Source organism: Alishewanella jeotgali KCTC 22429 (assembly GCF_000245735.1).
GTDB lineage: Bacteria > Pseudomonadota > Gammaproteobacteria > Enterobacterales > Alteromonadaceae > Alishewanella > Alishewanella jeotgali.
The window spans coordinates 1-25235 of the sequence record NZ_AHTH01000023.1 but is presented as its reverse complement, the minus strand read 5'-3'; the positions used below and the strand labels follow the sequence as shown (position 1 = coordinate 25235).

Below are 25235 nucleotides of genomic sequence, written 5' to 3'. Positions count from 1 at the left end.
ATGCTGGCTTACTTCCCCAAGCCTTATCCGGACGAGCTGTTGTACAGCATGCTCGCCAGATGTAAGGTACATATGGGGATAGATAGCCCAAAGCATTTGCTAGATCTGCTCTACCAAAAACGTACAGTCATTGCTGTACCCGACTTACCCGCTCAACTGCAATTGTTGTGTAACAGTCTCCAACATGTACAGCAGCTAAACGCCAAACAACTTCTTTACCAAAGAACCCTGTTCCCGCTGTATGCCCTTTTTATTCCCGAAAGCCGTAAGCAACACCTGACTGACTTGCTGGTCAATAGTGACGGTTCTGCTGTGTATGTGGAGATAGGTATGAGCGCTGGTACGGTAAAGTTACCAGCGTTTTTCCGATATTGTCCTGTGTGTATGAATGAGCTGCAGCAAGAGTATGGCGAGTTTGCCTGGTTACGGCGTTGGCTGGTGCCCGGTTATCAGGTGTGCCATATCCACGGCTGCGAGCTTTGTGATTCCAAGCTGCCGCTGAGATCTATCCATCGGCACGAATATTTGGCGGCATGCCCTCAGTATTGTGAAGACTTCACTGTAAACACAAATCATAGTTCTAAGCTGGCATTACTTTCTTCTAGTATTACGGAGTTGTTGGCCACAACCGAAAGCGAGAGCCCTACATATCACCAATGGACGTTGTTCTATCGAGAACTGGCTGCTGAAGCTGGTGTCCAAAATGGCATGCAGGTGTCAGGAACTGAGCTTCACAGCAAGTTCAGAAGCTACTGGCCAAATTCATTTTTAGTGCCCCTGAACCTGGTGCCGGTCGGCCCCAACTCCTGGTTATTAGCCATGTTTCGCAAACACAGGAAGTCTTTTAGTTATCTGCAGCATTTACTAGTTTGGCAGGTATTGAAACCTCAACTCTCAATCTCTCAGGTACTGGCTTGCGTACACTCATTGCCTGAATCAGCCAGCGTTTCACAGAAAGTGTTACCGGAAGGGCCAATTAATCAGGCTGACCGTGATCGTTGGCTTCAGTTACTGCAATCTGGTCTTAGCGTAAAGCAAGCAAGAGTTCTGTATGACAAAGCCTTGTATGCCAGATTGTATCGAAATGACCGAACCTGGTTACTGGAGACTAACAAGGGATGGCATTTAAAAAGAACAAATCACAGCAATACAAACTGGCATGCCAGAGATAGGCGCTATTTACGACAGTTGTATCAGGTGTTGGCGTTAAGGGATTTGGAGCTTAAAACGCCAAGGCAGAGCAGGAATTGGTTTTTAAAACAGCTCATGCGCTCATCGACCGCTGAAAAACATTTATCAAAATTACCCCTTTGCCAATCCTTTCTAAATAGGTACAGTGAGACTGTTGCTGAATTTCAAATACGGCGATTAGCCTATCAGGTTTTGTTAGATCGTCAGAATAATCAAAGCCATCTATGCTGGGAATTAGAGCGGCTGTGCGGATTAGCCACTGGCCGTACTCGACCACTGACATTGAAGTTTATGGAGTTGTTAGAAAGGGAAGTCTTGTAAATCAATGCAGAAAAAGATCTTTAAGAGAATCCCATCAGAGGCAAAGTTAGTCGCGTTAGGTAACCAGTTCAGAAGGGATGAACCTTCTTCATTTTGGCGTTTCTCAACATTTTTCAGCAGGCTAGATCGTCAGGAATATTCTGAAAACTTCGAGCTGGAGGCCCTTTGTGTTATGGGGCTCGGCCGAAAGTTTATGCAAAATACAGATCAGCTGTATACATCCAGTGGTTTCCATCAAACCCTCACTTTCCCTCCTGTTGAACAATGGGAAGAAGCATTGCTTGGGGATTGTCCTCAATTAGCAAAACGCCTAGCTGCCAAATCGGAAGTCGCCAATCAAAGATGTTTTGTATTCATAGCTGGTGGAGTGAAGGTATGGCTACCAAAGCTAGAACTCGCGCGAAAACTGTTTTTCCATGCGGGGTTTATGGTTAGAGCTGCCTATTTACCGAATGGCCTGGATAATTTGTTCCAAATGCGTTTAGGTGCTGACAAACTTTCATATGATGTATTTACCCCCAGCCGCACTGGTGTCCCGATAGCCTTTTTAAAACAGCCTGCTTATCGTGAGTTTTTTTCGTGGCTTCTGGTGAATAAAGATATTCGCAATTCGTTTGAATCCATTTGGCAGAAGTTAAACGCAGAACAAACCATTAAAAATGGCTACTGCCGTTGGGTGTTTAACTTCAACCCGCCGACCAGCATGGTTGGAGTGGAAGCAATGTTCCGTGGCATATACAACCATGAAGAAAAAGAGATCTTGGTTTGGGAAATTGCATCGCTTTCCGGATTGCCATACAACACCCTACGCACAGTTATATTTAGTCATCCGCAATTAAAACAACCAGTAAAAAATGGAGATGCTGCCGGAGGAGGATCTGGTGGCGGCTCCCCAGCTACCGTTGAGATTGATACTGAAGATGAGCCGTCCGGAGACAATGAAAGGGTTCGGATTGAATTACCCAGCGAAAGCTTGTCCTTCGACCGGGAAATAAAAACCAAAGTAAATTACAAAGGACAGAAAGGATACCCCGGCGGTAAAGGCGGTGGGGAAAGCTTGTCAGATGCGGGAGCCATTCAAACTGTAAGCACAAAAGATGATGTTATTGATGGCCGTGGGCGAGCTGGGGATTTTGATCAGTTAGGGCTGGGTTATGAAGGCGATACGAACCGTTATGCAGAACGTTTTACAGCACTAATTGATGTTATAAAGGAACTGTCAAAAGATCAGCGTTTAGAGTACTTAGGAACAAAAATTGAGCCATTGCCCGTGGTTAAACGCTGTAGCTATCACAAAATGAACGATGAACGGCCAAGGTGCTATTTGCTGGCCAAGTTCAGGCGAACTGATGGTGAGGTACGATACATACTGGATATCGACACCTCAGATGGTGCCAGAGCAGTTTCAACCCTTATACTTCATTCCTGCCCTGATTTTGATGAGTTACTTGAAAAAACGCTTGTTTTGACTCTAAGAAAATCGTTGAGGTGGCATGTTGTTAAGGTTTTAAGGATAACCGCAGTTCATCATCCAGAGTGTGATCAATCCGGAGTGCTAAGTATTCAAAAATTAGAGTCTTGGAAGTCCCGCCTTTTGAGCAGGCTGCTTCCGTAGTGAGATAAAACAATCATAAAAACGTGGACATCTTGGCTGGAATATGGAAACTTGGATGTATGGGAGAGCCCATTCACTAAATAATTGCTCTCTTGTTGCAGCATTAAGACGTAAGGAATAAACATGGCATTTCATGTTCCAGATGGATGGGAATCATATTTTCGACAAATAAAGATGTGTTATGAAGCTCTGATTAGGGAGCGGGTTATTCAAGGTATAAGTCCGACAACTTTGGGTGCTTGGTATAACAACTTTAAGACTGCTGAAGAAAAATATTTTGCTGCACACTTATTAGACTCATTTATTTTCCGTTCTGAGCCAATGTTAGTTGCTGCCTGTCGTCAAATCATCACTAAAACATTGCCTCAAATTTTAACTGGGTTAGGTTGTAATTTTGGTAGTATTTCTGATTTTCTCAGTGCCGTGCAAACAAACGACCATGACAAGAAAATCATATTTGTTCCTGTAACGTCGACGGTGCCTGGGAAAAGCTCAGATGCGATAATCCGGTTGTTTAAGAGAGCAAACTCTATTCCTGACTCAAAAACGAAATACCCAGAGGATATTCCGTTATTGGGAGAGGACTTGAAGTATGTCGTGTTTATTGATGACATGTGTGGTACCGGTCGCCAATTTAGTAAATTCTATTCTAAATATCAGCTAGCGAGTTTGGCTAATGAAAGAAAAATAGAGTTTATCTACATTCCTTTTATGGCTCATTTAAAGGGCCTCAAAAAGTTGCAACGAGACTGCCCTAATCTCCATGTGCACCCACTGGAAACTTTGGATATACAGCATAATTTTTTTCATTCTGTTGAAGGTGATGTAGAACCAAAATTATGGTTCAAAGATAAGGTAAACACAGTTGATGATGTGAAAAATTTTTATAAATCGATTCTTAAAAATTATGGAATCGAGACAATTACCCCTTTCGGTGATGGAAAGCTTGGTTTAACTATTTACACATGTTTAAGTAGTCCAAACAACAGCTTAAATATTTTCTACACTGACAAAAGTCCAAAGTGGGTACCATTACTTGCAAGGTGAAATTAAATGAGTGATGTTTCTTTAAGGCGCATATTTGTTAATAACCGAGCTGAACAATTACCAGATGATGTTTGGAATGAATTCGTTATTCCTGCTCACTTTAGAAAGATTGATCTAGGTAGTGATAGAAAATCCGTGCTCATTGAGGGAGGTAGGGGTTGTGGTAAAACTATGTTTATACGCTATTACTGCCACAACACTATATTCAGTCTCCAGAGGGAAAATATTCCTGATAGTGAGCTAGGTAATATAGGTATTTATTGGAAACCACATGTTAAATACTGTGCGTTTTTAGAGAAACCATCGTGGATACCTGATGAATACAAAGAGCGTACTTTTCAACATTATGCTGCTTTGGCTATCCTTGAGGATTTTTGTAGAGCGCTGAAATCCATAGAGCAGGCAAACTTAGAAAATGGACCAATTTCCATTTTGGATAAAAAGATCCCTCCACAAGCATCTATGTATTTTCAAGGCAGGGTCGAGACATACAAAGACTTGCAGGATTTCGTAATTATAGAAAGAACCCGTCTCGATATGTGGACAAAAAATCCACAGCTTGAAAAACCTATATTCATACAATTTGACCAGATTTTAGAGAGCCTGTCTGAATCACTGTCGGAGACAAACTCTCGATTAAAGAATGTTTTTTTCCGAGTATTCGTTGATGAATATGAAAATTTACAACAGCAACAACAACGTTTGCTGAATGATCATATAAAGCATCCTGGTAAACATTTTTGTCTGAATATTGCGACTCGACGCAATGCTACTTTTTGCACTGAAACAAGTGGCTTTGAGCGAGTTGTTGAAATTCACGATTATCGACGTGTAGATTTGGAAGCAGAGTTTTTATCGAAAACGGGTAGGAGTTCTTTTTCTCTTTTAGCTGCAGAAGTTTTGCTGCTGAGGTTACATCAAGCTGGATTTGTGTTTTCTGATGCCCCTGATTTAACTGCATTACGGGACAGAGATAGGATTGATGAGAGGCAAGTTCAGGATTATCAAGATAAGGTAAAGCGTGTTGCTAGAGACATGTTTCCGCAGCTCACTGCATCTGATATAGCAAAAAATGTGTTTGAAGAACAAACGTTAAAGCGAAGGCTTACTAAGTTAATTGAAAAAGGACTAAAAAAACATCGAGTAGAAAAGGAATATTCCGTTAATGAGTTTCTCAAAGAGAATGCACCAGAAGCCAGTATTGTTGCAGCCTGCATACTTAATAGGGATAGAACAGTTCCAAGTAAATTACTAATAGAGCTAAAGAATGCGGAAAGTGGCTTGCCTTCTAAATTCTCTACCAATGGAGAATGGGTTAAAACCAATCTTTACGGCGCACTCTACTATATATATATAGGCCTTCCCAAGCGTCCATGTTTGCTATATTCAGGGTTTGATCGATTTTGCCAAATAGCTAGGAGTAACCTTAGATACTTTCAAGAGCTATGTCATGAGTCATTTACTATTTTTGAATCAGATTTTCCCGCGAATATTCAAAAGAATAAAGTCTTTATCATACCTTTCGATGTACAAGCTGAAGCCGCTAAAATCGCGAGTGAAAAGTTGTTAATAAATATTTCTGATTTTGGTGTGGAGTTGCTCCATTTGATTCGGCGACTAGGGAAACTATTTCAACTAGCCCAGAAAAGACCTGGTCAGTCTGAACCGGAAGTTAATCATTTCTCTATATCGGGAAGTTTTACAACTGAACAGCAGGTGATAGTGGATAGTGTGCTTGCCAAAGCGAGAGTATGGTCTGTTCTATATGAGGACAAAGATACAAAAAATAAGGGGGCTGATGATACAGAATCAGTTGATTACATCCCTAATCCTATTTATTCACCATATTTTGGTATCTCTTATCGGAAGAAAAGAAAGTTAACTTTCACAGCTCAAGAGTTTATGGACATACTCGAAGGAAATGATGAGCATTTCAAGAGAATCGAAACTAAATATGAAACAAATTGGGAGCTGACTGATGATGTATCTATTCAGCAGGAGATGTTCTGATGTATAAGTTTTTGATTAATGAGGAATTTTCAGGGAAAGAGTTTGATATTAACTATAGGTACGATATTTCTTTGACTTCTTGCCCTATAGATGAAAGAAGTAAGTTCTCGAAAGAAATTGCAAAGGCCAGTAGCATTCAACAAATTGAGTTGTACTACGAGCAGGAAACGTTATCACTAACTATTGATGATAAAACTGAAAGCTTGTTTGATTTTTTGCAAAGAAAGGATATTTGGGGAGCTAGAAGTGTTTTATTTGACGCAACTAATTTATCATTTCCTGAATTAGTAATTGTGCTTCGGCTTTCGCTAAGTCTAAAAAGTGTAGGGCGTATCGGATTTATTTACACTGAGCCTGCTGAATATACTAGTAAGGTTGTGACCCCTTTAGAAATTCGCGGATTTGACCTCTCTTACAAAATTAATCCCTTGGACTTTATACCTAGGTTCTACAATGCATTAGAATCGGGGCTTAAAAACTATCTACTGGCTTTTGTGGGATTTGAGCAGACTCGTTTAGCTAGACTTGTTGATCCTGATCTGACAGAAACCTTTACTAAATTATCTGTCGCTTTTTCTGTTCCACCTTTCCAAGCTGGATGGGAAACTCATTCACTCATGGCACACAGTCGTATTTTTGAAAACAATAAGATAGAGGACGCTTTTTTCACGCCAGGTAACCAACCATACGAATCATATTTATTGATTCAGCGTCTTAAGAAGGCTGATGATGAAGCACATCTTACTTTAGCGCCATTTGGCACCAAGCCAACATCTGTAGCTGTTGCATTGGCTGCCGCTGAAGATGAAAATATAAGTGTACTTTTTGACTTCCCAGCAAAAAAGACTGATCGTTCAAAAGGTATTGGCATCACACATCATTACCCAATTTTAATTGAATAGGGGCATGTTTAACAAAGACTCTTTAGTAAGATATTTGGCGCAGGAGCCTTTGGCATTTATTTGTCTCCACAGTTTTCCATATTTGCTTGAGAGCGATGCAATAACTGTATCGATATCTGCTTCTGGCAGTTTAATCGTATAAATACAGTCAGTGATTGCTCTCTTCCCAGCTGTGACTAAAACTTGTCTATCCAAACACCTAGTACCAACCCTGGCTAACAGAATATCCCCTTCTTGTCCGAAGCGAATCCCATCTTTAACGTCGTCATCCAAAGATATTTCTATTTCGTTTATCGGAAAACTTGTCGTGTGAAAATGAGGAACGCTTTTTCTGACTAGTTCATTCCTCGACATATTACCCCTATGTATTAAGCCACCAATAGATCCAATAGTCTCGGACTCTTCTATACGAATACCTGACTCACTCATAAGCCTATGGTATGAGAAGTCCATGCGTGTTACTGCAGCTGCGGAGTCAATTTTCAGATAGTTTTCTATATCCCCATTGGCGTCTATGCAGCCTAATGTTAGTTGTTGGTTTTTTGTTTTTCTGTAGTTGAAATACAAGATGCAAGTACTGACTTCTGCGCCGGAGAATATACGACTAGGCAACTCAAATAGGGAAATGTTCGAAAAATTATCGATTATGTGCTCTCTGAAATATCTATATTGCTCAGAAATAAAGAAGGTCTTGGGTAATATAAATGATGCTTGTCCTCCCAATTTTAGCTGTTTGAGTGACTTTGCAAAGAAAAGCATTTCGCTACGCATTTTGTAGCCGGATGAGAGGAAATTTGGAATTGCATCTTTTACTTCTAAGACTAAATGGTTTGAAATTGGAATCTCAAGAAATGGCGGATTTCCTACTACTGTATCAACAGGCATAAAATCAGAAATAAGTGATAAGGCTTTTTCTTCTAAAACATCCGCACAGATGATAGTTTGCTCCGTGAGCAGATTGGCGCAATGATTAAAATGCTCCCTATCTTTTTCAATACCGACATATCGAGCCAAGGGAAAGCGCTTCAGTATTGATTTACCAAGTTGTCCACGTCCACATCCCAAGTCTAAAGCAAATCCCACTTGCTGTTCCAACAACTGCACTAATCGATCAGCTATCTGAGGTGGAGTAAAAAACTGTCCCATCGACTTTTTATTAATTTTTGACACTTATAATTTCCCTTCCGGTCATATGTGCAAATCTACCACAGCTTTTTACTGTTGGAGTTAAACTTGAATAAAAAATGATAATATGCAATAATTTTATATTAAAAATATAATTTTTGCAATAATTATGGTGCGACAATGACGTTAAAAGCTAGGCCAATCAAGGATATAAGGCATCAGCTAATTAATTACAAAGAGTCGTCGAAGCGAGGGGTTGTCAAGCGTGTGTCCGAGGCTACAAAGATCGATCAGTCTCAGGTAAGTAGGATACTTGCAGGCAACTTTGTAAGAGTCAGTCCGAATGTGAGAGAAATATGCAAACACGCAAATATTACAGTTAATGAAAAGGCTAAAAAGCCGAAGGTCTTGAGCAAAAAGCTAATCGACACGATAATGGATGTTTGGGATGGCTCGCCAGAAGTTGAGGAGCTTTTGTGCAATATGATTATTAGCATTAAGCCAACCATTGACAAAAACTATATTGGTTAGCAGTTTTCATAGAGTCCCAAGTGAAAAATAGGGAGATGATTTTTAGCTCTGTCTGTTTTTTCTAGTTTAGCGAAGTCTAAAATAAACTCGCTGTTATCTGTCCGGGGTATTAGTTGCTTTAGGGATAGTTTAAAAATTAGCTAATTTTGATATTGTCTAGCCAATCAGTGATGAAACTATATTTTCGCCTATAAAATCCATAAAGCTTAGCTAGATGAACCCAAGATGGTACTTTATCTTATTGGTTAACCCTCCCCGATTCATTGAATAAGTACTGTAGGGCGGTTTGCGTTAAATCTTTATTTTCAAACGACAGCCATTAACAGTATGCTGTGATGGCCTTTTTTTACCGCTTTATTAGCTGTACCTTTATCATGAATTTCGGTTAAGCCTCACAGTTTAATTTTGTTTCCAAAAGTGCTTCTCGATGCACAAAGCCTTGGTTTTAGTAGGGTAAGACAGCTTGATTGACGCAAATTACTTGCGAGCTGCTAACTAACTGACTAACTTAAAAGCAGTTTCAGAATTCTGGATGTTAATGCCGCAATCAAAAGGGGGCTTTGGTGCTCGACGTAATTGAAATTCAGCAAAAGTCCAGTCAAGGTCGAACAGAGCCTTATCTCTGCCGATTATCTGACAACAAGCACTACTATATAAAAGGACCTCAAGCAGGTTGTAAAGGACTGATAAACGAGGCGGTATGTGCATACCTTGGTCAGGCTTTACAATTAAAGGTGCCCGCATATTGTTGTGCTTACTTACCACAAGGTCTTTTGCATTTTGATTACGTTGCCAGTCGCGTGTTAGGAGCAGGTGACAGTGTAGTGTTTGCATCGGAACTTGTACCCGATCTTTTGGAGGTAACACCTACAAGTGTTTTATCTATGCCTGAGTCATACGCTCGTGATCTATTTCTTTTTGATTACTGGATCCGAAATGAGGATCGGACTATTACCGAAAAAGGTGGCAATCCGAACTTGTTTTATCAGGCAGCTTCAAAGCAATATATAGTAATAGACCATAATCTGGCTTTTGAGACCGACTATAATTTCAAGGACAATGCCAAACTACACTTAGCTTACAATGCTTGGTTTGGTTCGCAACATGATGCACTATGGCGTACGCATTACAGTGCGAAACTCGCCATTGCGTTACAAGGGTTGCCCCAGTATGCTGCCACTTTACCGCCTGAATGGTTGGCAGAAGAGCCGGGTTATCTGGCAGAAATAAACGACATACTGGCTTCATTTAACAGCGACGAATTTTGGGAGGTACTGATATGAAAACGCTATATCAGTATGCAATAGTACGGTTTCTACCTCATGTTGAGACGGGCGAATTTGCTAACGTCGGTATAGTACTGTGCGCCCCAGAATTAGGCTTATTTGATTTTCGCCTGGCGCCAAGCCGGTTTGCCCGTGTAACAGACTTTTTTGAAGACCTTGAAGGCAAGCTTTACAAGGCTACACTGCAGACGGTCGAGCAAGAATTACAACGGATACAAACTTATGTCACTCGGCTCACCCCAAAGGCGTTAGCACAACAGATGCAGGAAGTGGTACGGCCAAGAGAAACCTTGATACGCTACTCTGAACTGCGTTCTTTATATCTGGACCAGAAACCGACTGCCGTGCTTGAACAGTTGTTTGAGCGCCTGGTGCACCGTACTTTTCTGACCGAAGAGTATCAAGAAAACCTAATGGTTAAAGTCATTCGACAGCAGTTAAAAGACGAAAAGCTGACTCACTTTAAACAGCAGAAAATTCAGGATAATTTTATTGAAGTAACACTGCCGCTGGTGGCAAAAACCAACGGCCTTTTTGTGATAAGACCCTTAGCGTTTCGCCAGCAAACTGCTATTAGGCTGTTTGACCATGCTGAACAATGGCTTGGTCGTTTTCGGCGACTGGTAAATCATCATGTGCTACATAAAGAGCATATTTTGTTGCCATTACAGGGGCCAAAAGTTAGCGACAGCAAATTGCTCGGTGCATTCAGAGAAGTAGAGCGTGAATTGGCAGCCTTTGGCGTGCAAACTTTGGATTATAAAGATAAAGCCGGCATTAGCTGTTTTGCCAAACAGGCATTAATACCAGATGGTTTTAAACTTCAGTAATTCTACCCAATCGGAAGCTTAAAACTTCTAAGATTTGCCGTATCTAGCAAGTGAATATGCCAAAAATGGTATGCAACTTGGATACACAATTTAGTGCTACCGACAATTGCAAATATCGGTGTCATGTTTTAGCAACTGGTATTAATACAGTCGCGGCCATCTGCTTTGGCACGGTATAGCGCGGTATCCGCGGCGCATAATAGCGCTGTGCTGGTGCGAAACTGGCCGTTAATTTCACTGGCTATGCCCTGACTTACTGTAATGCCAACAGAAGCAGGTAAAGCTGCATCGGTAAATTGTAATTGCCTGACCGCTTGCTGAACCTCTCGGGCTACGGCTAATGCTTTAATTTCATTATAGTTAGGCAAAATCAACGCAAATTCTTCACCGCCATAGCGGGCGGCCAGCTGTGCGTCTAATGGCATTGCTTGCAGAATAGCGCGCGCGACTTTACGTAAGCAGGCATCACCCTGAATATGGCCGTAACTGTCGTTAAACTGCTTAAAAAAGTCGATATCGATAATGATGACGCTAAGAGGTCTTTTTGCTGCCGTGCACTGTAGCCAATGGTGCAATAATTGTTCGTCAAAACTGCGGCGATTTGCCAGGCCGGTTAAGGCATCCGTTGCCGCCTGGCGGCGTAGTTGCTCAAACTCGGCTTTTTGGCGGGTTAGGTCGCGTAAAATCAGTAACAGTCTGGCCTCAGGTTCTGATAAAAAGGACACAGATAGCTCAATATCTTTTAGTTCACCATTGGCGCAGCGAATAACCATCTCTGTGGGGCCAGTTTGCAGCGATAGCACTTGTTTCGCTACTATTTTGACCAGTCCCTGATATTGCGCTACGCAACGGTCATGTAAAAAGTCCGGCCAGGATTCACCAAGTAAAGGCCGCTCTATTCTGTTTAATAACAACGCAGCCTTGGCATTAGCACACTCTATTACCCCATCGGTATTCACCACCAGAACCGCTTCGGCCAGATATTGAATAAAGCGGTTGATATTAAAGTCGGCCGTATTTTCGTCACGACTTACTGACAAGCCGCTGTTGCCTTCGGCTGATAAAGTGCTTTTGAAAGGCGCTACGCTCATCTTGGTGTTCCGCAGTAGTGAGTTTTGTTATGACTCACTATAGAGCCTTGGTTGCGCCAGAACCTTTCGGTAACCTTACTTTTTAAGTTTCTGATTCTGTTTGATTATTTTTATTATTTGTTGGCCTGATTAGGAAGTAATAGGCAATAAGCGGGCATTAAATGCCGTCTCGGCTGCTGGCGTTGGCAGTGATTGGTATAAGCCGGGTTGGAACAGGAACGTATTGATAAGGTTAAAAGCCCCGGTTGGGGCTAGCTCAGAAGTTAAAGATCGCGCGTATCTGTAGTTGCGTTGACCTTAATCTGGTTCATTTTTAACTTGCGGATCTGGACTTAACACGAATAAAGAGTTCGTTGAGTTTGATAGTACAAATTGAAATTTAGTATCGCCTGCCGTTTGATCTGTATCCAGCAGTTGCAGGTATTGGCCATCACTGCTTACAGTCACAGCGTCGATAACGCCATCAAATGGCGTACTAAAACCGGCTCCGACAAATTTTAAACCTTTCCCGGTATTATCGATCAGTCGGTAAGTAATAGTACTGGCTTCCGTAACGGTTATATCGCCACTGGGTAAAGGTTCACCGCTTGTGCTTTGGTAACTAAAAGTGGGCTCACCTTGTTCTAGATTTACAATGACATTGATCATCAGAGAGGCGTTGGGAATGGGCATCGTCTTTTCCTTGGTTGTGTTGATCAAAAGTGGAAATTGGTAATCGCATTGTGTTGTAGCAAGGATATCAGCACTGAGTGTTCACTTATTTTATTTAAACAGTCTAACGCTTTTGCATAGTTGATAAGATACCGCGGTTCCTTGTTGCGTATTTCGGGATGATCCGGCCAGCGATTTCGGCATGAGTCGGCCACCCATTTCGGTATCATCCGGCCACTGATTTCGGCCTCATCCGGCCACCTGTTTCGGTATCGTCCGGCCAGTTTGTTCTTCCTTCGTTTTACGGTCTTTGGCATAACAGTTTTTTAACTGTTTGCCGGAGTAGTCATGACACGTAAAAAGAAAATGGTAAGGACAGATATGCAAACTTATCTGGATATATTCCGCCTCAAATTTGAGGCCAAGTTAAGTGACAGGCAAATCTCTCAGGCGCTAAATATTGGCCGGGCAACCATCAGTGATTTGGTTATCCGCTTTAACAACTTAGGCCTCAGTTGGCCGCTGGCAGCCGACTATCCGCTTGATAGCCTCGACAAACTGTTATTTCCTGGCCGTGATTACAGTACGCAGCGGGTCTTGCCGTCGTGGGTGCAGGTACATCTTGAGCTGCGTAGAAAAGGCGTCACCAAACTGCTGTTATGGCAGGAGTATCAGGCAGAGCACGGCAGTAAAGCGCTTGGCTACACGCAGTACTGTGAACATTACCGGCGTTGGTGTGCTGTACAAAAACGCTCGATGCGACAGCATCATGAAGCCGGTGAGAAGCTGTTTATCGACTTCTGTGGCCCGACAGTGCCGATTGTGAACCCAGAAACAGGTGAGATAAAACCGGCCGCTATCTTCGTCGCCACCCTGGGCGCATCTAACTACACCTATATTGAAGCCTGTAAAGGTCAGGATAGGGAATCCTGGCTGATGGCGAACAGTCGTTGCCTGACCTTTTTAGGTGGCGTACCCGCATTATTGATACCCGACAATCTCAAAGCCGCCGTTGATAAAGCGGATAAGTTCGAGCCGGTGATTAACGACAATTACAAAGCGCTGGCCAGACATTATGGCTGTGCGTTGATGCCCACCCGACCACGCAAACCGCAGGATAAAGGTAAAGTCGAATCTGCGGTGCTGATTGTGGAGCGCTGGGTATTAGCCCGGCTGCGCCATCAGGTATTTCACTCACTGGCAGCGTTAAATCAGGCTATCCGGGAGTTGAATACTGAACTCAATCAGCGGCCCATGAAGCATTACAACGGTGCCAGCCGTGAGCAGTTGTTTAACTTGCTGGATGCGCCTGCATTACAACCACTGCCGCCTTACGCTTATGAGTACACCGATTATCGCATTGCCAAAGTCGCCAAAGACTACCACGTACAATACGACTATCACTGGTACTCGGTGCCACACCGTTTAGTCGGTGAGCGGGTTGAAATCAGTGCCACGCAAACGCTGATAAAGGTTTACCATCAGGCGAAATGCGTCGCTCAGCATCCGCGCAGCTATACCCGCTACCGGCACACGACTGATATAGCGCACATGCCAGAAAACCATGCTGCCCATCTGGAATGGAGCCCTGAGCGCATTCGCAGCTGGGCAACCCATATCGGCACCAACACGCTGGCGGTGGTCTTAGCGGTTGAGCGTAACAAAGACCATCTTATCCAAGCGCAGCGCACCTGCCTGGGACTCCTGAGCGAGCAAAAACGCTACGGCAGTGACCGACTAGAAAAGGCCTGCGCACTGGCCATCAGTCGCCAACTACCTTATATACCGGTCATCAAAAAGCTGCTTAAAAACGGTGAAGATATGCGCTGGCAACCGGATGAAACTAAAACCATTATCCCTGGCCCGCACACCAACATCCGTGGCTCAAAATACTACCAATAAGGACAACACCAATGGACTCACTGCTTATCCAACTACGCCAGCTTAAGCTGGCGGCTATGGCCAGTGCGCTGGAGCAACAACGCCTGGCGCCCCATACCTATGCCGAACTTAGCTTCGATGAACGATTGGGATTGCTGGTCGAGCAAGAACATCTGGCGCGGGATAACACCCGCTTACAACGCTTGCGCAAACAAGCCAATCTGCGCCTTAAAGCGACACCAGAAGGCTTACGCTATCCGGCAAAGCGCGGCTTGCGAGCTGAACAAATTACACCACTTATGCAAGGACATCACCTGACGTACCACCAGAATATCTTGATAACCGGGCCCACCGGCAGCGGCAAAACCTATCTTGCCTGCGCCTTAGGTGAGCAAGCTTGCCGACAGAATAAACGCGTGCTGTATTATCGGTTAGGTCGGTTACTGGAAAGCCTGAAAATGGGGCATGCTGATGGTAGCTATCTTAAACAACTGGTACAGCTACAAAAGGTAGATATGTTGATCTTGGATGATTGGGGCCTTGAGGGATTTAAAGGTAAACAAGTGAGCGATTTACTGGACGTGATTGAAGATCGCTACGAGCAACGCAGCACAATCATCGTCAGTCAGTTACCGGTCTCGGAGTGGTACGGCTTAATGGATAATCCAACTGTTGCAGATGCGCTGTTAGACAGAGTGATCCACAATGCCCACCGACTGGAATTAACAGGTGAGTCACAACGTAAAAAAACACTGGTTCAGGGTGAAGAAGTCGGGTAAAAAGAGAGGATAAACGAAGGTCAGATCATGCTGGCCGGATCACACCGAAACGCCTGGCCGGATGAAACCGGAACAGGTGGCCGGACAAACCGAAATACGCACTTGTTGTTTTCGATAATGTCAGCAAGTCTCTCTTTGATGTTTCTACAAATTACTACTGCCTTATCTTGCCCATGCAGTACAGAACGCGTTTTGGCTTGCAATAATTGGCTCTCCAGTAACGCAATATAATGTGCTCGATTTAGTGGAAAGTTTTCACTTAGCTCTGAATAGCCGGAGACAGCCAGATCGGTATAATTTTCGCTCAAGGCGATCTGATTGATTTGATGTAATTTTACTCCGGTTGTCAGCCACAACCTCGATAAAAGCTCTTTACGTTGCGAATCTGATAGTTGAGTAGGGCCTGAAGTTAAGATGTGTTTGAGTGAACTCACGTGTTGCTCAATTGCTGTTATATCGTCGTTAATTGAAAAGTTTAGCGCGTTGATATCCAACAGATGTTTTCTTCTCTGCCAACGACTGTTGTCAGGATCTTGCTCTAACGCCTTTGCTAATGTCCGATAACCCTCTAAATAAAATGCACGTGCAGTTTCGAAATCTCCTTGATAACTGAGAAAATCAGCAAGAATTTGGTAACTGCTGGATAATATGTCTAATAAATACGGCTCTTTTACTTCAGCCAGGACAAGGTCATTTTGTAACGCTTTGTGAATTGTTATCGCCGATAGTAAATTACCTTCAGCCAGCGTTGCGCTTGCGAGCCAGGAGCGGGTATCGGCAATATCGGCTAGTAGCTGTGTATTTTCCGGCTGTTTTGCCTGCGCCAGTAATTTTAGCCGCAGCGATTCTTCGAAGTTTTCCCGCGCTATAGCAAATTGCTGCTGTTTTATCGCCAGCGAGCCTAGAGAATTGGTGGCGTAGGATAACTCCATAATGGCATCAAGGCTGTCGGGCGCCAGTTCGTACATTAATTCACTGTACTGATAATAACGCTGAAACTCGTGCTGGGTGCCCTGCCAGTTACTGGCGTCGTATTGGATCTGTCCCAGCCAGAAGGCATTGGCGCCCAGGGTCTTCAGCAGCTCGAGATTTGTTGGTTGTAGTTTGAGTGCGGCTTCTAACTGACTGCGGCCGGCTTGCAGGGCGGCGCTGGCTTCATCTATTTTACCGCGCGAGTAAGCCACCTCGCCCATGGCAGTCAGAGTTTGTCCGTGCTGCAGCATGGCTGCAGTGCTTTGTAAGGTGCTGCTATTGCTAAAGTCGGTGAAGTATTCCAACGCCTTATTGCTAATACCATCCAGTAGATCCATCCGGCCGATACTGCGCAGCTTGTCGGCAAATTCGCCTACCATAAACCCCAGCAGATTTTCGGCAGCCAGGCGTTTTTGCTGCGCTTGTTGTTCGGCGTTATAGCTTTTAAAACTCATGGCAAAGGCTGTAACGGTTAACAAGCACAGCGCGGCGATAGTGCCATGGCGTAGCCAGCGTTTTTGCCGGGCTTTTTGAGCGGATGCCTCGATAAAGGCCAGTTCGGCGGTATCGAGCTGAAATAACGGGTTTCGTTTTAACTGCAGCGCTTCTTGTAGCGGTTTGCCCGGGGCCAATAAATAAGCGCTATTGCCCTGTTCGACCTGCCAGCGCTGCTGCAAATGTTGCAGACGGCTCTTAATGCGTAAGCTGTCGTGGTGCTCGCTAATCCAGGCGGTGGCGCGCGGCCAGCGCCGCAGTAGCGCTTCGTGTGCCACACTAAAGCAGGGCTCGCCTTGTTGTAAGTGCGATACAAATAGGCGTTGTTCTACCAGCGTTTGTACCAGGGTGCGCTCAGCATCGGTATTTAGCTGACTAAAGCGGGCGGTGCGGCTGGTAATGCTTTGCTCATCTTCACGCAGTGTCACCAGCAACGAGAGTACGGCCGGCAAGCTGGCTTGCTCGGTTTCCGTTAAGGTGCAAATGGCTTGCTCGGCATTTTTACCGATAGCGCCCTCAATACCGCCCAGCTTTTTATAGGTCGCCACTTGCAGCTTATTGTCGCTGCTACGCTGTAAATAAAGTTGTTGCAAGGTGTATTGCAGCATTGGCAGGGCGTCGGGGTTGCTGGCGGCTTCGCTACAGAGTATTTCGTCTAACGGAATGGCGGTATCGGGGTCGATATCAAAACCCAGCCCGGCAGCAAGCGCCGGCAGCCTGATCATCTGTAGCAAGTCGTTACGAGTGGGAGCGGCCAAATCGAAATGTGCCCCCCTGGCTTTGCCGGCCATCAGCGTAGGGTAATTAACCAGCAAAGGGTAAAACTCATTGCGGCAGGCACTCAGCACCAACACACTGTTGCTACAGGCTAGCTGCTCCAGCAGGCTGATAAATTGGCTGCGCTCGGTTTCATTAAACAGCGGCGACGACAGCAACACTTCCAGGCGATCGACAAAAAGTGCCAGGCGCTTTAAGCCCTGCCGGCCATTTTGCAGGGCCTGGCTTAACATATTCAGAATCAGCTCTGGGGTTGCGGTTAGTGCGGCGGCTAGCTGTTCGGCGCTGTAACCTGTCAACACGGGTTCATCCTGCAATTCCCAGTCTAACAGGGTGCTGGCCAGATTAAGCAACAGTTGCCTGGGCGCGACATCGGCTAAATCCAGGCTGGAGTAACTTAGTACTTCGATACCATGATAGCCACCTGTTTGCATTAAATTAGGCAGCACACCAGCATGCACCAGTGACGATTTGCCGCTTCCGCTAGGCCCCAGTAACAAACAAAACGCCCTGCCAAATTTTACCTGTTGTGCAATGCGCGATAGCAAAGTGCTGATTTGTGCGCCGCGGCCGAAAAATACACTGGCGTAGCGGGCGCCATAGGCTTGTAAGCCCGGAAACGGCGAGCCTTGTTGCCAGCTCAGCTCGTTAACACTCTGCTCTTGCCCAACCGGGAAGCGCACCTCTGCAATGGCGCGATAACCGCGTTTACGGATGGTCTCAATATAACGGGGTTGAGTAGCGCTGTCGCCAAGGGCTTTGCGTAACTGCGCCAGGGTTTTATGTAAGGGGTTATCGCCGGTGTCCAGCCTGGACCAGCAGCGGTTAATAATTTCATCGGTCGTGACCACTTCGCCGGCGTGGCTGCATAACAGTAATAATAACTCCATGGCTTTGGGCTCCAATTGGTATTGGAGCTTTTGCTTTAGCAGCGTATTCGCTGCCGGGTTAATTTGCCATTCACCAAAAAAGAAGATGTTTTGCATAATAAGGGCGTTGTTATTCGTGGTCATCGCAGGGCTGGAATCAACCATAACACGCTGTTGTTGATTTGTTTAGCGACAAAGTATTGTTGCCGAATAGCCCGGGGTTTGTGCAACTTTCCTACCATTGCTGCGGAATTAAATCTGAGCTTTTTTTACACAGTGCATTGACGGCTGAAAATTCTTGTTCTACCTTATGTAAGCGCTTACATTTTTAAGTGGGCGGTATGGCGTAGCCTGCCGCTGGCGTGACAAGGCAAAAAACAGGAATTCAGGGTATGACCATTAAAATGAAAACAGCAACCCCCCTGGCCGCAGCACTATTGGCAGTGGGGCTAAGTGGCTGTGGCGGGGATGTAAACACCAATTCAAACTTTTCCGCTGTAGATACAACTAAGCCGGTCAGTGACTGGAAGTTAGTTTGGAGTGACGAATTCGAAGGCAATAGTATTGATCGGCGAAAATGGACATTTGAAATTGACTGTCGTGGTGGCGGCAATCAGGAAAAACAATGTTATACCGATAGTCCGGAAAATGCTTTTGTCTCTAATGGCACCCTGAAAATTGTTGCCAGGCCAGCGGCCGAAGGCGCCCCTTTACCTTACACGTCGGCACGTTTAAATACCCGATATCAGGGGGACTGGAAGTACGGGCGTATCGAGGTTAGGGCGAAAGCCCCATCAGGCCAGGGTTCTTGGCCTGCAATCTGGATGATGCCAACTGATGAAGTGTATGGTGGTTGGCCCAAATCAGGCGAAATCGATATTTTTGAAGCCGTTAATCTTAAAACCGTTGATGCTGAAGGTAATGTAGAAGCTAAAGTTTACGGTACTTTGCATTACGGACGTGATTGGCCTAACAATGCCAGTAGTGGTAAGTCTTACACTTTACCGAACGGAGCTAATCCTGCTGATAGCTTTAATACCTATGCTATCGAATGGCAGGAGGGTGAAATTCGTTGGTATGTTAATGGCTATCTTTATCAAACCCAGCAGGCTTCCCGGGTGCGCACCAATAGTCGCGGGGAGTTAATCGGTCTAAACCATCGCGGTTGGTTCGCCGAATATTTTAATATCGCCACCGGTAAGCTTGAAACCCAGTATAACGCAGCTCCCTTTGATCAGCGTTTTTATCTGATTCTGAATTTAGCTGTTGGCGGAAACTGGCCAGAGAACGTAAATAATCTGGGCATTGACGCTGCGGCATTTGAAAACGGCCAGACTTTCGAAGTGGATTGGGTTCGTGTCTATGAATGTCAGGCTAATCCCCGCAATGGTAAAGGTTGTGAAACTATTCGGGCTGGCTACCTGGATAGTGATACCCTGGTAACAGGGCAAGCGCCTATTCCTGTACCGCCTTCCACAGGAGTGGCACAGAATCTGACCATTTTTGATGGTACACCCAATCCAAACTGGCCAGCCTGGGATTGCTGTGGTGGTTCTACTCCAGCCATAGTGCAGGATGCCAGCCGTGGCAATGTTTACGAGTTTGTCGTGGGTGCGTCACCTACCGTTAATGGTTTTATTAGCCGCTCTGCCTTTGTTACCCCACCCGGGGTGGCCAGTCCTTTTGATGCATCTCCGTTAAAAGATAAAGGTAGCATCAGTTTTGATATGTTGGTGGTTAGCCCCCCGGCAAATCCGGGTTCCAGTTGGCTATTTAAAGTAGAAAGTAACGAGAACTCTAGCGCTGTTGAATTGCCGCTTACTGCCAGCAGCGAAGGTGTTGCCCCGGTAACAGGGCAATGGCAAAGCTACACTTTCCCTCTAAGTATGCTGGATGCAGCGGGTTTAGATTTGTCGGCAATCGATGTAGTGATGATTTTCCCGGCCTGGGGTTCGGGTGAAGGTGCGGTATACCGGGTGACTAATGTGAAAATTTCTCAGCCTGCGGAGTTCCCGGAACTGGTGATCTTTAACAATGGCGCTAACGCTGACTGGCCAATGTGGGATTGTTGTGGTGGCAGTACCCCGATTGAAGTACTGGATGAGGAAACCGATCGTTTGGCCGCACAATTCACTGTAGGTGCTTCACCAACAGTGCTGGGCTTCTATAACAGAAGTCCGCTAGGTGGCGGTAATCCGTTTGATGCGTCGGCACTATTAGCCGATGGTGTGGTGCAATTTAACGTCAAGGTTGTAAACGCTCCGGCGAATCCTGCCTCAACCTGGTTGTTTAAAATTGAAGCCGCAGGCGGTGATTCAGCAGTTGAGTTACCTCTAAGTGCCGGTAATGGCGGCCAGGCCCCCGTTACAGGTCAGTGGGCAACTTATACCTTTAGTTTGCAATCGCTGTTCGATGCGGGTCTGGACATTAGCGCTATTGACGTACTGATGATCTTCCCTGCCTGGGGTACTGGCGAAGGTGCGGTATTCCGCGTGAATGAAGTGAAAATCTTTAACCCTAATGCCGGCAATAACCAGTTGGTGCTGTTCCGTGACGCTGTGAAAGCAGGTTGGGAATTATGGGACTGCTGTGCCGGTTCAACACCTAAGGTAGTTGATGTAGGAGCGCCATACGGCAAGGTCGCGCAGTTTGAAATTCTGGGTTGGCCAGAGACCGTACTGGGTTTCCTGGCTGACGAAGGTGAAGCCTTTGATGCAAGTGCCTTATTGGCCAATGGTAGCGTCAGCTTTGATATGCGCGTCGTATCTGCGCCAACCAATCCAAACAGCAGCTGGTTCTTCAAAATTGAATCCAGTGGTGCAGCGACGGCAGTCGAGTTGGCGCTAAGTGCGGGTAACAATGGCGTGGCGCCGGTTACTGGTGAGTGGCAACGCTACAGCTTCTCGCTACAAAGTTTATTTGATGCCGGTTTAGATATCAGTGATATCAGCGTGCTGATGGTATTCCCGGCTTGGGGTACCGGCCAGGGTGCCGTATATCAGATTGATAATGTTGAAATTTCAAATAACTAATACGGTGCGACGAGAGTAGAACATGATGAAAACAACAACTTTTAGCAAAAGCCGGGTCGCTACCGCAGTGTCAATGGTGCTGTTATCCGGAATAAGTTTACCGCTAATGGCACAAGACAGCATGACGTCTGATGACAATGCTGAACCGAAGATCGAGATTATTCAGGTTAAAGGTATTCGCGGTAGTTTAGCCCGCTCGATGGATGTTAAACGTGAAAGTTATGGCGTAATGGACGCTATCTCGGCCGAAGAGATGGGTAAATTTCCGGATACTAACCTGGCAGAGTCGTTACAACGGATCACTGGGGTCTCGGTTAGTCGGGTCAATGGCGAAGGTAGTCAGATCACGGTGCGTGGCTTTGGGCCATCGTTTAACCTGATTACGTTAAATGGCCGGCAGATGCCTGGTACAGGTTATACCCGTTCGTATAACCTGGAAAATTTGTCGTCTGAGGGGGTGAGTGCGCTAGAAGTCTATAAAACTGCACGAGCCGATAAACCTAGCGGCGGTTTAGGTGCTACGGTGAATATTGTGACCTCCAAGCCATTAAACAGCCCAGGTCAGAAATTTGCGGTAATGGGTCGTGGCTTGCATGATAGTTCAAATGAAGCCGGGAAAGATGTCACACCGGAGTTTGCGGCAGTGTATAGCAACACTTTCGCTGACGATCGCTTTGGAGCGGCTTTCTCGTTCTCTCACTCGCGGCGAGATTTCCAAATCCAGCAGGCGAATATTCAGGGCTGGCAGGCGAATGTGCCACTGCCTAATCTGGATTCACAGTATGTAGTTGACCGCCGCCCAGTCGGAGCAGACGGTTTACCAATCGGTAACCATTTCTTCCCAAAAGATATGAACTACAGTATTGCTGACTTTCAGCGCGAACGCACCAATGGTCAGCTAACCTTTCAGTATGCGGCAACAGACGATCTGACGTTTACGCTGGATTATACCGGCAGCCGCACCTTGACTGGTACCAACAGCATTGGTTGGGGGATCTGGAACGAATTCGGGGGCAATATCAATGCTTACGAATTAGATAAAAACGGCACAGCGGTGTTTGCCGATATCAGCGGTAACGATGGCTCTTTTACCGCCAACCGGGATACTACAGAAGTCAAAGCGGCCTCTATTGGTTTTAATATGGCGTGGCAGCTGACGGATGACTTCAAGCTAAGTTTCGATTTCCACGATTCAAACAACAAAACCGATAATGGTGTGGATAAAGGTCTGGGCAGTGCCGGCCAGGTTATTCTGGGTTCAGATCGTCTGCGGACAAAAATCTACGATTATCGTAACGGGGAAATTCCTCAGGCCTATGTGCTGTGGCGTAACGGTACCCGTGAATTGTTACCATCAGAGATTGACTCTAACTTTAGCCAGTTTATTCACTCACCAGGTGAAACAGAAATTAAGCAATATCAGCTGGATGGAACCTGGTTTAACTCGCGTTTTAAAATCCCACTGGTGTCGGTAAAAGGTGGTATAGCCCGTACCGATCAAACAATGGGTGGCACTAACGCCTGGAGTGGGCTACGTGGTGGTCCGGGCTTTAATCCAAGTTTTACCTTTATTTTTCCGGACGGTATGTTTACCCGGCGTGATACCGGCAACTTCCTTGATCAATTTAAAGGCGGTGGCAGAGATCTGGTGAGCAATTACTATTACACCTATAGCTTTGACGAAGCCGTAGCTCGACAGATGGCGTACCTGACGGAAGCCTTGCTGGGCACTGACGCCTATGTACCGGATGCTTATTTTAACGGCTTAACCGGTGCCAGCAGTGTGGGTGAAGTAACGGATAGCCTCTATCTGCAATCTGCCTGGGAATTTGAAGTCGCAAATTTACCGGTGCAGTTAAATGCGGGTGTACGTTATGAGCGCACAGATGTCACCAGTACAGTGCGGCAGCGGGTAGAACGTCAGGTTAATTGGGAAAGTGAATCTGAATGGATTATGCAGTACGAGGAAGGTGGTGAGGATAATTATGCTCAGTTTACAGGTAAGCATAACGTCTTGTTACCGAGTATTGATTTAAGAGTTGACCTGACTGATGAGCTGGTGAGTCGTTTCTCTATCGGTAAAACCATTAGCCGTGCCCCACTTGGCGATCTGGCTGGCGGCCGCAGCTTAACCGGCAGTCCGAAACCTGGCTCCAGAAGCGGTAGCCAGGGCAATACCAATTTGTTGCCATATGAGTCAACTAACCTGGATCTAAGCTTAGAGTATTACTACGCCCCGGGCAGTTATGCTGCGGTTGGCTATTTCTACAAGAGCGTAGATAACTTTATCAGTCGTGGCCTGACGACTACGACAATCCCAGGTTTGCACGATATCCTGGATGGTCCCAGATATCGTGAAGCAGTAGCGCAAATTATCGCAAGGGGAGAGCAAGCAGATACTACGGCTATTTATCAACAAATGTTAGCTAATGGCCACGGTGATGCAAATAATAAAATCTCACCAACCAGTCAAGACCCGCTGATCGTTTGGAGTATCACTGAACCGAAGAACACCGATCGCAAAAAAGTTCAGGGTGTTGAAGTAGCCTGGCAGCATCTGTTAGGTGAAACCGGTTTTGGTTTTGGGGTGAATGCGACCTTCGTAAATGGCGATGTCGAGTTTGATCGCGATAGTCTGGTGCAGCAAGCCCCGCTAGAAGGGATTAGTGACTCGGCCAACTTGCAACTGTTCTATGAGCAGTATGGTTGGTCAGTGAAACTGACTTATGCCTGGCGTGACAGTTATCTAATTGGGGTTGGCCAGGGCCAGGGTTCTTCAGACAATCCACCACAATTTGCTAAAGCCTACGGACAGTGGGATATGAGTGTGAACTATGATGTGACCGATAACTTTACGGTATTCTTTGAAGGGATCAACCTGACCAATGAGACCGAGCAAGGTTACGGCCGTTATGAAGAACAGTTCCTGTTCGCCCGGCAATATGGCCCGCGTTATACCTTAGGTGCCCGTTACCGCTTCTAACTGTTGTGCTACTCCCTGGTTGTCTTTAATGCCCGCTTTGCGGGCATTTTTTTGCTTTACTTGATTGGTATGTGTTCAGAAGAGATAGGAAAAGCCAAGCTGCCAGGTAAAGGGTTTGTAATTCAGATTAGCCAGCAGTTCACCATTGCGCTCATCTTTCAAATTGCCGGACTTGGCTCCGGCATGGCGTAATACCATTCCATCTTAAAGTTTGTTCAGTATCGCCCAATCTCTTGAGCACATCTTGATCACCCGAGCGGTATCGCTGATAAAGCTGTTCCAGGCTTCGCTACACGCATCCACAATCGCCTCATAGTTTTCAAAACAACGATTCGCTAAATGATGTTGCCGCAGCCAACTCCACACCTGTTCTATCGGATTGAGCTCTGGCGAATACGGTGGCAGTTTTAAAATAGCCAGATTATCAAAATCGTCAGCAATATCATCCGTATGCCAACCCGCGCCATCCATGATCACAACAGCAAATCGGCCTTTTGCTGTTGCAGCAGAGAGCTGCGCTAAGTGCTTTTTCATCATCTCTTTGCTCAGGAACGGGACAATCAGTGCTTCTGTCGCGCCCGTTGCCGGACACACGGCACCAAATAGATGCGCATATTCAAATTGTTGTTGTTTCACTGCGCGGGGACGCGAGCCGGTTTTAGCCCATAAACGGGTAGTCGTATTTTGTTGACCAATTCTCGCTTCATCCTGAAACCACACATCCACATTTTCCAAGCGCACTGTGCCGGGAATGTTAAGGATCGTTTCCAGTTGGAAGTTTTATATATGCGTCCTGGACGCTTTGTTGTTGCTTCGGATGTCGGGAGCGACTGGTGATCCAGCTAAA

Annotated in this window: 16 protein-coding genes and 1 pseudogene; 12 read left to right on the top strand and 5 right to left on the bottom strand. The window is 45.6% G+C overall.

Annotated elements, in window-relative coordinates; genetic code table 11:
• The 5 genes from AJE_RS08870 (at position 1) to AJE_RS08850 (ending at position 7086) form a co-directional block, all read left to right on the top strand.
• On the top strand, positions 1-1512 hold the full coding sequence (locus AJE_RS08870; RefSeq protein WP_008950574.1) for a TnsD family Tn7-like transposition protein: 1512 nt from the start codon (positions 1-3) through the stop codon (positions 1510-1512).
• A 4-nt stretch (positions 1513-1516) separates the two neighbouring features.
• A complete protein-coding gene (locus AJE_RS08865; protein WP_008950573.1) occupies positions 1517-3127 on the top strand; it encodes a Tn7-like element transposition protein TnsE in 1611 nt (536 codons plus the stop codon).
• A gap of 123 nt (positions 3128-3250) precedes the next feature.
• Positions 3251-4174: a phosphoribosyltransferase-like protein gene (locus AJE_RS08860; protein WP_008950572.1), complete on the top strand. Its 924-nt coding sequence runs from the start codon at positions 3251-3253 to the stop codon at positions 4172-4174.
• A 6-nt stretch (positions 4175-4180) separates the two neighbouring features.
• On the top strand, positions 4181-6184 hold the full coding sequence (locus tag AJE_RS08855) for an ORC-CDC6 family AAA ATPase (protein ID WP_008950571.1): 2004 nt from the start codon (positions 4181-4183) through the stop codon (positions 6182-6184).
• Complete coding sequence (locus tag AJE_RS08850) at positions 6184-7086, top strand: hypothetical protein (protein ID WP_008950570.1); 903 nt, start codon at positions 6184-6186, stop codon at positions 7084-7086. Before AJE_RS08855 ends, AJE_RS08850 begins: the two co-directional genes overlap by 1 nt.
• Here the strand turns inward: AJE_RS08850 and AJE_RS08845 are convergent.
• Positions 7075-8256 (bottom strand): HsdM family class I SAM-dependent methyltransferase, encoded by a 1182-nt coding sequence (locus AJE_RS08845; RefSeq protein ID WP_008950569.1) that lies wholly within the window; start codon positions 8254-8256, stop codon positions 7075-7077. The two genes, AJE_RS08850 and AJE_RS08845, sit on opposite strands and share 12 nt — an antisense overlap.
• Positions 8257-8391: 135 nt before the next feature.
• Between AJE_RS08845 and AJE_RS08840 the strand changes: the two genes are divergently transcribed.
• The 3 genes from AJE_RS08840 to AJE_RS08830 all read left to right on the top strand — a co-directional run bounded on the left by AJE_RS08840 (position 8392) and on the right by AJE_RS08830 (position 10858).
• A complete protein-coding gene (locus tag AJE_RS08840; protein ID WP_008950568.1) occupies positions 8392-8742 on the top strand; it encodes a hypothetical protein in 351 nt (116 codons plus the stop codon).
• A 563-nt stretch (positions 8743-9305) separates the two neighbouring features.
• Positions 9306-10025, top strand: a complete 720-nt coding sequence (locus tag AJE_RS18450) for a HipA family kinase (protein ID WP_039928402.1) — start codon at positions 9306-9308, stop codon at positions 10023-10025.
• Positions 10022-10858, top strand: coding sequence for a DUF3037 domain-containing protein (locus AJE_RS08830; protein ID WP_008950565.1), 837 nt, complete (start codon positions 10022-10024; stop codon positions 10856-10858). Before AJE_RS18450 ends, AJE_RS08830 begins: the two co-directional genes overlap by 4 nt.
• A 128-nt stretch (positions 10859-10986) precedes the next feature.
• Here AJE_RS08830 and AJE_RS08825 read toward each other — a convergent pair whose 3' ends face one another.
• Positions 10987-11949 (bottom strand): sensor domain-containing diguanylate cyclase, encoded by a 963-nt coding sequence (locus tag AJE_RS08825; protein WP_008950564.1) that lies wholly within the window; start codon positions 11947-11949, stop codon positions 10987-10989.
• 297 nt (positions 11950-12246) lie between these two features.
• Positions 12247-12621: a DP-EP family protein gene (locus AJE_RS08820; protein ID WP_008950563.1), complete on the bottom strand. Its 375-nt coding sequence runs from the start codon at positions 12619-12621 to the stop codon at positions 12247-12249.
• 327 nt (positions 12622-12948) lie between these two features.
• Between AJE_RS08820 and istA the strand changes: the two genes are divergently transcribed.
• The gene (istA, locus tag AJE_RS08815) at positions 12949-14502 is read left to right on the top strand and encodes an IS21 family transposase (RefSeq protein WP_039928185.1); all 1554 of its coding nucleotides are present in this window, start codon (positions 12949-12951) and stop codon (positions 14500-14502) included.
• A gap of 11 nt (positions 14503-14513) precedes the next feature.
• Positions 14514-15260 (top strand): IS21-like element helper ATPase IstB, encoded by a 747-nt coding sequence (gene istB, locus AJE_RS08810; RefSeq protein WP_008950208.1) that lies wholly within the window; start codon positions 14514-14516, stop codon positions 15258-15260.
• 20 nt (positions 15261-15280) lie between these two features.
• Here the strand turns inward: istB and AJE_RS08805 are convergent, their stop codons facing one another.
• On the bottom strand, positions 15281-18538 hold the full coding sequence (locus tag AJE_RS08805) for an nSTAND1 domain-containing NTPase (RefSeq protein WP_008950562.1): 3258 nt from the start codon (positions 18536-18538) through the stop codon (positions 15281-15283).
• A 227-nt stretch (positions 18539-18765) separates the two neighbouring features.
• On the opposite strand from AJE_RS08805, the gene AJE_RS08800 reads away from it, so the two are divergent.
• Both AJE_RS08800 and AJE_RS08795 read left to right on the top strand, forming a co-directional pair.
• Positions 18766-21405 carry a glycoside hydrolase family 16 protein gene (locus AJE_RS08800; protein WP_008950561.1) on the top strand — a complete coding sequence of 880 codons (2640 nt, stop codon included), beginning with the start codon at positions 18766-18768 and terminating at the stop codon, positions 21403-21405.
• A gap of 25 nt (positions 21406-21430) precedes the next feature.
• Entirely contained in the window at positions 21431-24388 is a 2958-nt protein-coding gene (locus tag AJE_RS08795) for a TonB-dependent receptor (protein WP_008950560.1), read from the top strand.
• Positions 24389-24592: 204 nt separating this feature from the next.
• On the opposite strand, the pseudogene AJE_RS08790 reads toward AJE_RS08795, so the two are convergent.
• A pseudogene (locus AJE_RS08790) lies at positions 24593-25235 on the bottom strand (IS630 family transposase); the annotation flags it as partial.

Bases quoted from the DNA above. Each gene is read 5' to 3' on its own strand.
- AJE_RS08870 (WP_008950574.1), top strand. From the start codon at position 1: ATGCTGGCTTACTTCCCCAAGCCTTATCCGGACGAGCTGTTGTACAGC.
- AJE_RS08865 (WP_008950573.1), top strand. From the start codon at position 1,517: ATGCAGAAAAAGATCTTTAAGAGAATCCCATCAGAGGCAAAGTTAGTC.
- AJE_RS08860 (WP_008950572.1), top strand. From the start codon at position 3,251: ATGGCATTTCATGTTCCAGATGGATGGGAATCATATTTTCGACAAATA.
- AJE_RS08855 (WP_008950571.1), top strand. From the start codon at position 4,181: ATGAGTGATGTTTCTTTAAGGCGCATATTTGTTAATAACCGAGCTGAA.
- AJE_RS08850 (WP_008950570.1), top strand. From the start codon at position 6,184: ATGTATAAGTTTTTGATTAATGAGGAATTTTCAGGGAAAGAGTTTGAT.
- AJE_RS08840 (WP_008950568.1), top strand. From the start codon at position 8,392: ATGACGTTAAAAGCTAGGCCAATCAAGGATATAAGGCATCAGCTAATT.
- AJE_RS08830 (WP_008950565.1), top strand. From the start codon at position 10,022: ATGAAAACGCTATATCAGTATGCAATAGTACGGTTTCTACCTCATGTT.
- AJE_RS08825 (WP_008950564.1), bottom strand. From the start codon at position 11,949: ATGAGCGTAGCGCCTTTCAAAAGCACTTTATCAGCCGAAGGCAACAGC.
- AJE_RS08820 (WP_008950563.1), bottom strand. From the start codon at position 12,621: ATGCCCATTCCCAACGCCTCTCTGATGATCAATGTCATTGTAAATCTA.
- istA (WP_039928185.1), top strand. From the start codon at position 12,949: ATGACACGTAAAAAGAAAATGGTAAGGACAGATATGCAAACTTATCTG.
- istB (WP_008950208.1), top strand. From the start codon at position 14,514: ATGGACTCACTGCTTATCCAACTACGCCAGCTTAAGCTGGCGGCTATG.
- AJE_RS08805 (WP_008950562.1), bottom strand. From the start codon at position 18,538: ATGGTTGATTCCAGCCCTGCGATGACCACGAATAACAACGCCCTTATT.
- AJE_RS08800 (WP_008950561.1), top strand. From the start codon at position 18,766: ATGACCATTAAAATGAAAACAGCAACCCCCCTGGCCGCAGCACTATTG.
- AJE_RS08795 (WP_008950560.1), top strand. From the start codon at position 21,431: ATGAAAACAACAACTTTTAGCAAAAGCCGGGTCGCTACCGCAGTGTCA.